The 12,916-nt window shown below is 39.0% G+C and carries 12 protein-coding genes and 1 tRNA gene; 4 read left to right on the top strand and 9 right to left on the bottom strand.

From position 1 onward, the window contains the following. Positions 1 to 93: 93 nt before the first annotated feature. From hemH to BUR11_RS19645, 3 genes are all read right to left on the bottom strand, one after another. Positions 94 to 1,122 carry a ferrochelatase gene (gene hemH / locus BUR11_RS19655; RefSeq protein ID WP_074226745.1) on the bottom strand — a complete coding sequence of 343 codons (1,029 nt, stop codon included), beginning with the start codon at positions 1,120 to 1,122 and terminating at the stop codon, positions 94 to 96. 99 nt (positions 1,123 to 1,221) lie between these two features. Continuing rightward, the gene (locus tag BUR11_RS19650) at positions 1,222 to 2,457 is read right to left on the bottom strand and encodes a cation:proton antiporter (RefSeq protein WP_074226744.1); all 1,236 of its coding nucleotides are present in this window, start codon (positions 2,455 to 2,457) and stop codon (positions 1,222 to 1,224) included. Positions 2,458 to 2,463: 6 nt separating this feature from the next. Then, on the bottom strand, positions 2,464 to 3,294 hold the full coding sequence (locus BUR11_RS19645; protein WP_074226743.1) for a universal stress protein: 831 nt from the start codon (positions 3,292 to 3,294) through the stop codon (positions 2,464 to 2,466). A 213-nt stretch (positions 3,295 to 3,507) separates the two neighbouring features. Between BUR11_RS19645 and BUR11_RS19640 the strand changes: the two genes are divergently transcribed. Then, positions 3,508 to 5,100 (top strand): M14 family metallopeptidase, encoded by a 1,593-nt coding sequence (locus BUR11_RS19640; RefSeq protein ID WP_074226742.1) that lies wholly within the window; start codon positions 3,508 to 3,510, stop codon positions 5,098 to 5,100. A 12-nt stretch (positions 5,101 to 5,112) separates the two neighbouring features. Further along, on the top strand, positions 5,113 to 6,849 hold the full coding sequence (locus tag BUR11_RS19635; protein ID WP_074226741.1) for a M14 family metallopeptidase: 1,737 nt from the start codon (positions 5,113 to 5,115) through the stop codon (positions 6,847 to 6,849). A gap of 329 nt (positions 6,850 to 7,178) precedes the next feature. On the opposite strand, the gene BUR11_RS19630 is transcribed toward BUR11_RS19635, so the two are convergent. The 6 genes from BUR11_RS19630 to BUR11_RS19605 form a co-directional block, all read right to left on the bottom strand. Continuing rightward, positions 7,179 to 7,745, bottom strand: coding sequence for a hypothetical protein (locus BUR11_RS19630; RefSeq protein ID WP_074226740.1), 567 nt, complete (start codon positions 7,743 to 7,745; stop codon positions 7,179 to 7,181). A 548-nt stretch (positions 7,746 to 8,293) separates the two neighbouring features. Continuing rightward, positions 8,294 to 8,776: a DUF4252 domain-containing protein gene (locus BUR11_RS19625; RefSeq protein WP_074226739.1), complete on the bottom strand. Its 483-nt coding sequence runs from the start codon at positions 8,774 to 8,776 to the stop codon at positions 8,294 to 8,296. A gap of 23 nt (positions 8,777 to 8,799) precedes the next feature. After that, positions 8,800 to 9,339 (bottom strand): DUF4252 domain-containing protein, encoded by a 540-nt coding sequence (locus BUR11_RS19620; RefSeq protein ID WP_074226738.1) that lies wholly within the window; start codon positions 9,337 to 9,339, stop codon positions 8,800 to 8,802. 4 nt (positions 9,340 to 9,343) lie between these two features. Next, entirely contained in the window at positions 9,344 to 9,772 is a 429-nt protein-coding gene (locus BUR11_RS19615; RefSeq protein ID WP_074226737.1) for a hypothetical protein, read from the bottom strand. Beyond that, positions 9,769 to 10,260, bottom strand: coding sequence for an RNA polymerase sigma factor (locus BUR11_RS19610; protein WP_074226736.1), 492 nt, complete (start codon positions 10,258 to 10,260; stop codon positions 9,769 to 9,771). Before BUR11_RS19610 ends, BUR11_RS19615 begins: the two co-directional genes overlap by 4 nt. 269 nt (positions 10,261 to 10,529) lie before the next feature. Continuing rightward, positions 10,530 to 10,602 (bottom strand) — tRNA-Phe (locus BUR11_RS19605). 103 nt (positions 10,603 to 10,705) lie between these two features. Between BUR11_RS19605 and BUR11_RS19600 the strand changes: the two genes are divergently transcribed. Beyond that, complete coding sequence (locus BUR11_RS19600; protein WP_074226735.1) at positions 10,706 to 12,040, top strand: 4Fe-4S dicluster domain-containing protein; 1,335 nt, start codon at positions 10,706 to 10,708, stop codon at positions 12,038 to 12,040. 74 nt (positions 12,041 to 12,114) lie between these two features. Next, entirely contained in the window at positions 12,115 to 12,906 is a 792-nt protein-coding gene (locus BUR11_RS19595; RefSeq protein ID WP_074226734.1) for a (Fe-S)-binding protein, read from the top strand. The last annotated feature ends 10 nt before the right edge of the window (positions 12,907 to 12,916 follow it).

The raw sequence follows: 12,916 nt of genomic DNA, 5'->3' as shown, positions 1-12,916 counted from the left end.
GCAAAGGTGATTTATGAATGAAAGATCAATATTCTCCATCAAAGAACCGAAACCTGACCTAATTTATAATTGTGATGGGAAAATAGATTTCATTCAAGACTTAGAGTGGACTAAATCTACCAAACAATCCACCCAGGTATCCTCAGAGTTCAAACTTGGGACTAAATCCCAATGGTCTCCACCTTGCTCTTCAAACTGCTCTTTATATTCTTGTCCTACCTCGACTGTAGTCTCTAAGCAGTCAGCAACAAATGCTGGAGAAAACACCAAAACGTTCTTTACCCCTTCCGAGGACAATTTCTTGATCATATCCTCCGTATAGGGCTGAACCCAAGGGTCTTTTCCTAATCGAGATTGAAAACAGGTATCTACTTTATCCTCGGGCAGACCAAGTTCGGCCGCAATCATCCGAGTGGTCTGGAAACACTGGGCTCTATAACAAAACTGATTTGAAGAGGAATATTTATTACAGCAAGCGCCTAATTGGCAATAGTTGTCTACTGAACCTTTTTTAATTTGTCGTTCAGGAAGGCCATGATAAGAAAATAAAAAGCGATCATATTTTTTCTTCTCCATCATTTCTTGCCCTAATTCTTTCCAAGCTTTAAGGAAAAGAGGATGATCTATAAAATTGCTAACAAAGGTAATCTCTGGAATGATCTGCCAACCACGGGCTATTTCCATTACTCGATCTATAACCGAACCATTGGTGGCAGAGGCATATTGTGGAAACAATGGCACGACAATAATCTTCTTCACTTTCTTTTTCATCAACTCCTCCAATGCCGATTCAATGGAAGGACTTTGGTATCTCATTCCCATGGACACCACATATTCAGATGAATCTAGTTTTTCTACCAGCTTTTCTTTTAAGTCCACGGTATGAAAAAGCAATGGTGAGCCTCTATCTGTCCATAGCTTACGGTATTCTGCAGCAGATTTTGGGGCTCTAAAAGGAGCTATAATCAAGTTGACTAACATCCATCTCGGTATAAATGGAATATCTATCACACGTCCATCCATTAGGAATTCGCGTAAATACTTTCTTACATCACCTGTGGATGTGCTATCTGGAGTTCCCAAATTCACTAGCAATACGCCAGTTTTTCCGGTTTTGATCATGTGCTTTTGATTGTGGGTAATGAAAAGGACAACCCAAAATTACATCTGATTGTTAACTTAAGCCAATTGATCTTTCAAATGAGTCATTGAAAAATGATCTTAAAATTTCAGCTTCTGTGCCCAGTTGATTAAAGGACCTGAGAAAATACTTGAAATCAAGGCAAGAATAACCAACCCAATAAACAAGGATTCAGAGACCAATCCTGTCTCTAGGGCAATCAATCCCAGAATGATATCCATACTCCCCCTGGTACTAAGCCCAAAGCCAACAATGATCGATTCTTTTCGGCTTATTCCTGCATACCTTCCTCCTAAGTAGGCTCCAAAATACTTTGCCAACAAGCCAAGAATCACCACCACTCCAGTTACGCCAGGATCGAAGGCCTCCACAAAGTTTACTTTCAATCCAATGGACACGAAGAAAATAGGTGCAAAAATATTGTTAATGAATTGATGAAGGATCTCCTTGGCTTTTTCTGTTAAGTATTCGGAATCTCCTAAAGCTACTCCAATGATGAAAGCTCCAAAAATGGCATGAATCCCAATAAACTCTGTAAAAGAAGCTGCCAAAAAACAAATGGCCAACGATAAGGAAAGTAATCCTCCTGGCCAAGCTAGGTTTTTATTGATCCAAGGCAACACCCGATTAATTAACCCCTTTCCTAAAGTCAACATAAAGAGCGTAAATATCAGGGTTAACCCAATCGTAGGCCAAACACCCAATCCTTCTGCACCCGATTCGGATAAGGACAATATTACTGAGAAAACAATCCAACCAAGGATGTCTACGATCATGGCAGCAGCTATAATCAGCAAACCTGTCTGGGTCTTAAAGATTCCCAAATCCATTAATATCCTTGCGACAACTGCCAATGCAGTGATGGAAATGGCCAATCCAAAAAAGGTAGAGGCTACCGCTCTATCATTGATATTCACTCCCAAAAATTCCGGGAAAGCATAGGCTAACACAAACCCTGTAATAATGGGTAATGCCATGGAGGCCGTAGCAATTTTTAGCGCATTTTTCCCTTGGTTCCATACCACTTGAAGCTCTACTTCCAATCCCGCAATAAACAGGAGTAGGACTACAGAGATTTGGACAAAGCCATCCAAAGCAACATTTGACATTTCATGCGAGCCGAACAAATAATCCTGAGCTCCTGGGAATAAGGTACCTAATATGGTCGGTCCTAAAATGATACCAGCCAAAATTTCACCGACTACTGCAGGAAGTTTAAACTTCCTTGCCAATTCGGCAAATACTCTGGCCATTATTAACATGGCGGCAAGCTGGAGGAGTAAATTAATAACCTCCTTATGGTTTAAAGTTTCCATGGAAGATTATTCTTTTACAATTAATAGATTACAAGGCAAAGTGCTTAATAAGTCTTCCAAATCATGTGGGAAAATCCTATCGAAAAAATTTAATTTATGTTCATCACCTACTACCAACAAATCTGCATTAATTTTTTCACAGAATCGTGCCAACTCGATGGCCCACCTACCCCCGGTCACTTTGATACTAATTTTTAAATCATCTTTATCCAGTTTGCTCAGGATATCCTCCACATACTTGATTTCATCCTGAACTAGCTGACGTCTGGTTTGAGCAACCTCCTGCTCCGAATCTTCAGAGGCAGTCCCCATTTGAAGCCCATACATTTTAATCTCATTCAAAATAAAAACCTGGTCCGCCTTTACTTTTTTTGAAAAATCGATGCCTTGCTGTATTACAAAAGGTGTGATAGGAGTTTGCGTTCCATTGAATACCACCTGTGAAAAGCCAGTAGTTTCTACTTTCGGCTCAATAAGTGTAAGTACAGAGCAAGGGGCTTTTCTGATTATTTTTCTCCCCACCGAACCTAGGTAATAAGTTAGAAAGCTTTCATTTTTTAGGGCTCCTGCTACTAGTAAATCTACATTTTCATCCCTGCATGCTTCTAAAATCATTTTACCAGGCTTCCCTTCTTTCCAAATAATTTTGGTGCGGTCCTTAGGTAGCTGTGCATTTTCTACTAATCCTTCTAGTTTCTGTACCAACTCATCTGTCTTTTTCCCAACATGAATTAATATCAATTCTGACTCAAAGAGCTCTACCAATCTTTTGGTTTCGGAGATCAACGCCTCAATTCTTGGAGAAAAGGCTATTGCAAGGGCTATTTTTTGGTACATGATGTAGTAGCTATTTGCATGAAATAAGCGAAAAATCCCGATCTGTACAACATAGTTTTTTATCTTATCCACTTATCCCGAGCAATGCCCACTTATGCGTGATTTAAGCATTCGGAAAAAGTACTACCTAAATTATCTGTAAAATTTATAAAATTTAAAGGAAGATCAGGAGCTTCTCCTGGATACCAATGAAATTTAAAACCCAAACAATTTATGAGAAAATTACTACTAACAGGCTTACTTTTAGGAAGCTTGGGTTGGTCAATGCATGGTTTTGCGCAATCTGATTACCCCACACTTTCTCAAGTAAACCAAAGGCTACAACAGATTAGCTCCAATGCATCGGCCGAACTAACCTCTCTCACCAAGACGGAAGGAGGAAAAGATATTTGGGCGTTAAAAATAGGGACCGGTCAAGTAGATGAAAAACCTGCTATTGCAGTAGTCGGAGGAGTGGAAGGCTATCATGTACTTAGTGTTGAGCTCGCCTTGCAATTCGCTGAGAAATTAGTGTCAGAAAATGCTGCTGCATTGGAAAATACTACTTTCTATATTTTTCCAAACATGTCACCAGATGCCTATGAGCAATATCATGCGGCATTGAAGTATGAAAGACGGGGAAATGCAGTTACAGTAGACCATGATAGAGACGGTGTTCCTGCTGACAATGGGTACACTGATTTAGATGGAAATGGAATGATTACTTGGATGCGTGTAGAAGATCCCATGGGAGACTATGTGATTTCTTCAGAAGATGAACGTGTTATGGAAAAGGCGAATCATGCTAAAGGAGAAGCTGGAAAATATTTAGTATTCAAAGAATCTGTAGATGAGGATAAGGATGGGAAATATGCAGAAGACCTTGAAGAAGGAATCGCTTTCAATAAGTCTTTGACCTATAAATTCCCCGTATTCGAACCGCTTGCGGGTGATATTCCTGTAGCTCAAAAAGAATCCAGAGCTTTATTGGACTACCTGTTTGACCAATGGAACATTTTTGCATTTGTTACATTTTCTCCTGCAAACAACCTTTCCTCTCCCTTAAAATATAATGCGGGCGAGGCTAGAAAAAGGATTGTGACCTCTATTCTGGAGAAAGACCAAGCCATAAATAGTATGGTATCTTCTATTTACAATGAAACCATTTCAAGTAAACCATTTCAGCAAACGAACCAGGGAACTGATGGAGATTTTTTCCAATGGGCTTATTTTCACTTTGGAAGATTAAGTTTTGGAACGCCGGGATATTGGACTCCAGAATTTAAAGGAAAAACAAATGCAGAAGCCAATTATCTGGCATGGGCTGATTCTTTGGGATGGGAAGGTGTTTACACTCCTTGGAAAGAAATCAATCATCCTGATTTTCCAGGCAAAAAAGTAGAAGTAGGTGGAATTAACCCATTTGTCATGGTCAATCCTCCATTTGAAAAAGTAGGAGAGATAGCCGATGAACACACGGATTTTATTTTAAAGCTTGCAGAAATGCAGCCTAAACTGGAAATGCATAATCTCAAGATTGAGGGATTAGGAAATGGTTTAACGAGAATTACTGTGGATTTATTTAACAACTCTCCTATTCCGACACATTCTCAAATGGGAGAGCGCTCCAGATGGTTAAGAAAGGTTAGAGTAGATATGAACCTTCCAGCTGATAGAATTATTTCCGGAAACAAAATCGAGTTAATTGATGTGATTGGAGCATATGAGAAGGTAGAACTTAGCTGGATTGTAAAAGGTAAAGGAGAAATACCTGTGAAAGCAGGAGCTTCTCATGTAGGTTTTGTGAATGCAACTTTTAAACTCTAACATCTAAAAATCATGAAAACAACAAAATTAATCGTTGGGCTGGCTTTTAGTGCTTTGAGTCTAACTACTATCGACGCCAATGCTCAGGAAAAATTCTTCCAAGCAGTGGGTACTCCATACATGCCAAAAGTTGAAATAGCATTTAATCGTTATTACACCTACGAAGGGCTTGTGGACAATATGAAAAAAATTGCAGCAGCCCATCCCGATATCGCAAAGATAGAATCCATCGGAAAATCCTACGAAGGTAGAGATATGATGACCTTAACCATCACTGATTTCTCCACGGGTCCTGATACAGACAAGCCAGGTATGTGGATCGATGGTAACATTCACTCTAATGAAATTCAGGGTGGGGAATTTGCTTTGTACGCTGCTTGGTATTTGACCGAAATGCATGCAGATAATGAATTCATCCAACAACTATTAAAGGACAAAACCTTTTACATCACCCCAACAATCAATCCTGATGCAAGAAACGATTTCTTCAATCAGCCCAACACCGCCAATTCTCCACGATCTGGAATGATGGTTTTGGATAATGACGGGGACGGACTCAAAGGTGAAGATGGGATGGATGACTTAGATGGGGATGGACATATTACGATGATGATACGAAAATCACCTACTGGCAGATATATCAAAGATCCCCAAGATCCAAGAAAATTGATCATGGTGGGTGCAGATAAAGTCGGTGAATACGAAATACTAGGACAGGAAGGTACAGATGGTGATGGAGATGGTAGAGTCAATGATGACGGAGTTGGGTATTATGACCCAAACAGAGATTGGGGATGGAATTGGCAGCCAGACTATATTCAAAGAGGGGCTTTGAGATATCCATTTTCCTTGCCTGAAAACAGAAATATTATGGAGTTTGTGATGAAGCACCCCAACATTGCCGGTGCTCAAAGCTTTCACAACAGTGGGGGGATGATTTTAAGAGGCCCAGGCGCGGAGGAAGATGTCAGCACATACAACAGAGATGATATCCGCATTTATGATGCCATCGCTTCTAAAGGAGAGGAAATGATTCCTGGTTACCGTTATTTGACTGTCTATAAAGACCTCTATTCAGTTTTTGGAGGAGAATTGGACTGGTTTTATGGGACAAGAGGCGTATTCACCTATTCTAATGAATTAATGACTTCTTATTTGTATTTCCATAAAGAAGGTTCTGGAAGAGGAAATCAAGACGAAATGTTTGAAGTAGATCAATTGCTGACCATGGGGGATGCATTTGTGATGTGGCATGAATATGAACATCCTCAATTCGGCACTGTGGAAATAGGCGGATTCAAAAAGACATTTGGAAGAGCACATCCAGGCTTCTTATTGGAGCAAGATGCTCATAGAAATGCAGCTTTCACTATTTATCATGCCTATCATACGCCAAAACTTTCGATTATGGATGTGAAGGAAGAAGACTTAGGAGGAGGATTAAAATCCATCACAGCAACCATCTTCAATGAAAGATTGATGCCGACCCATGCTAGTCAGGATTTAAAGTATAAAATCGAGAGACCAGATTATGTGAGTATTTCCGGGGCAAAAGTAGTGGCCGGCTTTGTAGTAGAAGATGAGGACTTCAAGAAATTCAGTGAACAAAAAAGAAATCCTGAAAAGATTGAAGTAGCAAATATCCCTGGAATGACTGCAGTAAAAGTTAAGTGGATTGTTTCTTCAGGATCTAATTACTCTATTACTGTTGACTCTGCAAAAGGAGGAAAAGTAAGCTGGAAGAAGTAAACCACAAGAATTCAAAAAAAGCTCTGAGACGAATCTCAGGGCTTTTTTTTTTGCACTTCATAATTCACAATTCGCTCCTTTGAAATGTTTGTTGATTAGGCGCAAGCCTCCATAATTGAAACCTTTTGGAAGAACTACTATCTATGGTAAGGGAATTTGTACTTTGTCTTAAAACAAATTCTAATAAGCCCTAAGGATAAGAGCATTCTATTTCCATAGGATATTACTGGCAATAGCATACGGATTCGTCTTAATAAACTTCTTTGCCTCTAACAAAAAAAATCCCGTTCCTTTTCAAGAACGGGATTCGATAAATAATAGCTGGTTAATTAATAACGGCTTGTTACGTAAGATTCGAAACCGCCATCAGTATAAACTTTGAAAGTGATGTTTCCATTTGGTTTAGCGATATCAAAAATCTTGTGAAGACCTTGAGGATTATCGATTCTTTCGGAGTGGATCAATTGATCACCATCGAAAATAGAAACCGACACTTCTTTCGCTTCAAGGTTACTTACCAATAATCTGTACTTGTTTTCACCCATTTTAGTCACTCTAGAGAATACTTCTGGAGTTTCAGCTACGAATGTATCGAAAGATGCAGTTCTTATTACACCAGATTCATCCAATACCTCAACTTCATAAGTGCCTTCAGGAAGAGCGTTCAAGTCATATCTTTTAGCGAAAGCTTCTTCTTTGTTGATTTTGTCTCTCATTACCAATCTATCTTGAGAATCAGTAATTTTAACAATCACAGTACCTTGTGGTACAGCAGCATAAGTTACTGCTACCTTTTTAGCTTCAGTTTGTCTGATGTTGACAACTTTGTCTTGATCAGTTGCAAATGCTCCTGTTGCGATCCCCGCAGCAAAAAGCAAAGAGAATAATTTTTTCATATTAATAATTGGTTTAATAGGTTTTTAGATTCTTATGTGTAACCTCTGGATGGCCGTTCCATCTAGGGGGGATATTTTGGGGTTACAGGGTCGTCTAGATCTTGTCCGGACATTGTTTACTCTACAAAGGTAGCTAACGGAATCTATTTTGCAAATGTTTCAACAAAAAATACTTTTCATTAATGATTCCTTAAGAATTATAATGATTTGTTAACGATAATACATTTTTCTTTCGCTATCGATTGCGAAACTCGTTTCATTTTGAATTTTGCCAGTTCAACAGAATTTTATTTATATTTTTACCTAAAATCCAAAATGATGTAACGACATGAATTTCAATATTCCTCAGAAAAAAAATAGTTATTTGGTAAAAAAAATTTTTAAAAAAGTTTTGAAGCACTTAAAAACTAAAGCTTTATGACTATAATTCTAATATTTCAGAATCATTTTTAGACTTAAATCCCATAGTATTCCTCACCATAATTCCTTGACAAAAAAAAGAGCCATCATTTTCACGACAGCTCTCCTTATACAATACTTAAATACTATTAATGTATTCCTTTACTGGTAGCTCTTGCCACCGTCTCGGAATCAAATTCTCCTTTTAGCTCTACCACCATTAAATCACCTTCATCTCCGCCTACTAAAACGACTAGATCAGAAATGGTCTTATTCCCTTTTGAATAGACCAATACTCCACCTTTTCCTTCTGCGGCTTCCATCAACAATTCATATCGTTCTCTTTCAAGACCTTTTTGGAGTGCTTTGAATTCCGCCCGGTCCTGATCAATATTATCTGGAAGGGTGAAAAAGTTTAATTTCTCCACAGACTTGGCTACCGTCGCCATATCATTCTTGTCCATATCTATTTTAAAGCCTTCAGCGAAGTTCATAAAGTTACCTCCTAACTCCAGGTGGAAAAAGTCATCATCTCCTTTATATTTTTCATAAAGGGCTTTCACGCTTTTACTTTGGGCTTGAACAGCCATCACTGTTCCAATCAGCATCAAGGTTAAAATAATTCGTTTCATGTGTAATAAGGTTTAGTTTTCTATTAGTTATTTTCTTTAGATCCTTTATTATAAGAGTCCATTCCAGGGATGTCAGTTTTTTCTGCTAGCAAATTTAAATCCTCATAGGTAAAAGCTCCCAGCATAGAGAGTAAAGTGAATTGACCTCCCTTGTCACCGGACAACATCAATAATTCACGAACCAAGCCGCCCTCTTCCCTTACCATAAATTTGAGACTGGAGCCTTTATCCTGAACATCCATTAATTCCTCGTATTTATTATTGGTCAAAGTACTCATTGCCTCATTATATAATGCCTGCCCATTGACCTCCTCTGAACTCAAAATCCGGATCCCTTTCACTTTTTGAATCAGGGTACCCAAATCTTCTGCATCTTGATCATTCTCGGAGTTGCTCTTTAAAAACCCTCCAGCCATCTGCATCATTTTAGGAGAAATGTATACACGGGAAAACCTGTCATCTTCCATGTAATTGGAAAAGAACTTTTGAATGGCGTCGTCTTGAGCCTGGGCTTTGAATACCAAAGACAAGAGTAGAATCGGTATAATCAGAATTTTTTTCATGGTTCTATTTTTTAACTGTACCAAATAGTTGGTTTGTGGTATTCAAATATTTTATTTCGTTCATGACCTCAAGCTGTTCCTGCCCTTTAGCCATATTTGTTTGAATCAAAGCAAAGGCCTGCATCACTTCTTGATACGCTTGTTCCTCTTGCTGTTTTTGTTCATAAGCTCTCCACCCTACAAAAGAAGCTGTGAAAATGGCTACTGAAGCAGCCCAACTCAACCAGCGGGAGTTTAACTTTCTCACCTTTGCCTTAGGGATATATAGATTTTTAGGCTCTTCTTTTCCATAATCCTCGATGATCCCAAAATACTCCTTCTCCCTATCAAATTCAGATTGACTTCCCAGGAGTAGTTTTAATTCTTTCTCATCCTCGAGAGTAGTGTCTCCCTCCCAATATTTTCCTAGCAAATATTCTATGCGATCTTTCATCCTCTTTCCTTTAATGACATCATGCGCTCTCTTATCTTCGTTCTTGCTCTATGCAAATTGACCTTTACCTGTTCCAAACTGATTTCCAGGTAATCAGAAATCTCCTCATAACTCATTCCCTCCACTTCTCTCAATTGGAAAATCTCCTGTTGCTTCAAAGGAAGATCCTTTACTAAAATCATCACTTTTCTCACAGATTCTTTAGCTTCCTCATCGACAGGTTCGGAGACTTGTATTTCCTCCAAACCATCCAATGCTTCCAGTTTATTGGAAGTTCTGTAATACATCAGCACCTCATTTTTCAAACTTTTCACTAACCATCCAGATAGATTTGGGTGGTTTGCCAATTCCTCTTCCTTTTGAAAAGATTTTTCGAATACATTTTGAATCATATCCTCAGCCAAAGCCCTATCTCTAATCCAGAGGTAAACCAATCGGTAGAGCTTCGATCTCTTCGGCCAGATATGTGTTTCAAAAAATGACTTCATTTTGTTAGGTGATGCATCAAAACTTGAAATGTTACACTTTGGGTGAAAAAAAATTTAAAATATTTAAAAATTAATGATTTCATGAGACTTATAGCAACGGAACTATCCATCTTTCTTTAAGTCAAGTCAATTTCTCTAATTTAATTTTTAGAGAAATTTAGTATGCATGCAGAGTATTTATTACTTTGCAGTAGTTAAAAATGAATGGAAATGGGAATCGAAAACACAAAAATCGGCATAAAAAAAGCCCCGTCTTTCGACAGGGCTTGTGGTGATGAGTGGATTCGAACCACCGACTCACGGATTTTCAGTCCGATGCTCTACCAACTGAGCTACATCACCTTCTTGTAAAGTGATGCAAAGGTAGGTATTTGAGTTTTTGTTCCAAATCATTTGAAGAAAAAAATACAGGTTTAAACAGAAGAAAATCGCTAAACTCATCAATATGAGCTTTTTACCTCAATTAATATTTTTGATAATTTTTGGAGCCGCTGCTTGGTTCCTGAGTAAAAGGGTAAAATTCCTTCGGAGAAACATTCTTTTAGGCAAGAGTGAAACTAGAAATGATCAACCAGATGAACGATGGAAGACCATGTTACTGGTTGCATTTGGCCAGCAGAAGATGTTTAAACGAATTATCCCTGCCATCCTCCATTTATTCGTTTATGTAGGATTTATCATTATCAATCTGGAAGTATTAGAATTTGTCTTGGATGGAATTTTAGGAACTCATAGGCTATTTGCCCCATTCCTGGGAAGTTTTTACGTAGCTGCGATGAATTTCTTTGAATTCCTAGCCGTAGCAGTTCTCTTCTCTTGTATCGTATTCTTGATTCGAAGAAACATCCTGAAAGTGGAACGCTTCACCAAACCTGAAATGCAAGGTTGGCCAGCCTTAGACGGTAACTTAATTCTAGTAATCGAAATTATTTTGATGCTGGCAATTCTGACCATGAATGCCACGGATCAAATTTTAGCTGATCGAGGAGTATCGCATTATTTGGCATTTGGAGGCCTGGCATTCAGTGGCATCATCCAACCGCTATTCGAAACCATGAGCGATGCCACTTTGATTTTCATTGAACGATTTGCATGGTGGTTTCACATTGTAGGCATTTTGGCTTTTGCTGTTTATGTCACTTATTCGAAGCACCTTCATATATTCTTAGCCTTCCCCAACACCTGGTACTCCAATTTGAAACCAAAAGGTGAAATGAGCAATATGCCTGAAGTCACCAATGAAGTGAATATGATGTTGGGAATTCCTTCAGAAACTCCTTCCGACCCTCCATCTGAAATCGCCAGGTTTGGAGCGAAAGACATCAACGACCTTTCTTGGATCAATGTGTTGAATGCTTATTCCTGCACAGAATGCGGACGTTGTACTTCTGAGTGTCCTGCAAATCTGACCGGCAAAAAGCTCTCCCCAAGAAAAATCATGATGGATGTAAGGGATCGAGCAGAAGAGGTTGGAAAAAGCCTAGATGCCGGAGGCAAGGGATTGGAAGACGGAAAGTCCTTGTTGGGTGATTATATCAGCCAAGAAGAAATCAATGCCTGTACCAGCTGTAATGCTTGTGTGGAAGCATGTCCAGTGAATATTGATCCACTTTCCATCATTCTTCAAATGAGAAGATATGTGGCCATGGAAGAATCTGGCTCCCCGGCACAATGGAATGCGATGTTCCAAAATATGGAAACCAGTTTTTCTCCCTGGAAATTCAGCCCTTCCGATCGATTCAATTGGGCAGAAAAAGTGAAAGAAGAAGAAATGAAGTGATTTCAGATTTCAGTTAACGGAACTTGAATAAAGTCTTCAGGTTCCATTTTTAGCAAAAAAATACATTAAAATATATGTCTACCTATCAAGTACCAACCATGGCCGAAATGGCCGGAAAAGGCGAAACTCCAGAAGTATTGTTCTGGGTAGGTTGTGCCGGTTCTTTTGATGAGCGATACAAGTCCGTTACCCAGGCTTTCGTTAAAATATTGAATAAAGTAGGTGTGAGTTTTGCCGTTTTGGGACCGGAAGAGGCTTGTACAGGGGACCCTGCAAGAAGAGCTGGAAACGAATTTTTATTCCAGATGCAAGCAGTAGCAAATATTCAGGTCTTAAATGGTTATGAAGTAAAAAAGGTAGTGACCGCTTGTCCTCATTGCTTTAATACTATTAAAAATGAATACCCTGCCCTGGGAGGCAATTACGAAGTAATTCACCATTCCCAATTTCTTCAGCAACTGATTAACGAGGGCAAAGTGACTTTAAAAGGAGGAGGAGAATTCAAAGGCAAAAAGATCACATTCCATGACTCCTGTTACTTAGGCAGAGCCAACAATGTTTACGAAGCTCCAAGAGAAGTCATCAAAGCTCTGGATGTGGAATTGGTGGAGATGAAGCGTTGTAAAACTAAAGGACTTTGTTGTGGAGCTGGAGGAGCACAGATGTTTAAAGAGCCAGAACCTGGCAAAAAAGACATTAATGTGGAAAGAACAGAAGAAGCATTGGCTACAGGAGCCCAGGCCATTGCTGTAGGTTGCCCTTTTTGTTTGACCATGATGACTGATGGCGTAAAGAATAAAGAGAAAGAAGAAGAAGTAAAAGTCTATGACTTAGCGGAGATGATCGCTAAGGACATGGGAATATGATTGAATAAGA

Origin of the sequence: Algoriphagus halophilus (genome assembly GCF_900129785.1) — a bacterium.
Lineage (GTDB): Bacteria > Bacteroidota > Bacteroidia > Cytophagales > Cyclobacteriaceae > Algoriphagus > Algoriphagus halophilus.
The sequence above is the reverse complement of the archived record's forward strand: the minus strand, read 5'-3'. Positions and strand labels throughout refer to the sequence as shown.

Bases quoted from the DNA above. Each gene is read 5' to 3' on its own strand.
- hemH (WP_074226745.1), bottom strand. From the start codon at position 1,122: ATGATCAAAACCGGAAAAACTGGCGTATTGCTAGTGAATTTGGGAACT.
- BUR11_RS19650 (WP_074226744.1), bottom strand. From the start codon at position 2,457: ATGGAAACTTTAAACCATAAGGAGGTTATTAATTTACTCCTCCAGCTT.
- BUR11_RS19645 (WP_074226743.1), bottom strand. From the start codon at position 3,294: ATGTACCAAAAAATAGCCCTTGCAATAGCCTTTTCTCCAAGAATTGAG.
- BUR11_RS19640 (WP_074226742.1), top strand. From the start codon at position 3,508: ATGAGAAAATTACTACTAACAGGCTTACTTTTAGGAAGCTTGGGTTGG.
- BUR11_RS19635 (WP_074226741.1), top strand. From the start codon at position 5,113: ATGAAAACAACAAAATTAATCGTTGGGCTGGCTTTTAGTGCTTTGAGT.
- BUR11_RS19630 (WP_074226740.1), bottom strand. From the start codon at position 7,745: ATGAAAAAATTATTCTCTTTGCTTTTTGCTGCGGGGATCGCAACAGGA.
- BUR11_RS19625 (WP_074226739.1), bottom strand. From the start codon at position 8,776: ATGAAACGAATTATTTTAACCTTGATGCTGATTGGAACAGTGATGGCT.
- BUR11_RS19620 (WP_074226738.1), bottom strand. From the start codon at position 9,339: ATGAAAAAAATTCTGATTATACCGATTCTACTCTTGTCTTTGGTATTC.
- BUR11_RS19615 (WP_074226737.1), bottom strand. From the start codon at position 9,772: ATGAAAGATCGCATAGAATATTTGCTAGGAAAATATTGGGAGGGAGAC.
- BUR11_RS19610 (WP_074226736.1), bottom strand. From the start codon at position 10,260: ATGAAGTCATTTTTTGAAACACATATCTGGCCGAAGAGATCGAAGCTC.
- BUR11_RS19600 (WP_074226735.1), top strand. From the start codon at position 10,706: ATGAGCTTTTTACCTCAATTAATATTTTTGATAATTTTTGGAGCCGCT.
- BUR11_RS19595 (WP_074226734.1), top strand. From the start codon at position 12,115: ATGTCTACCTATCAAGTACCAACCATGGCCGAAATGGCCGGAAAAGGC.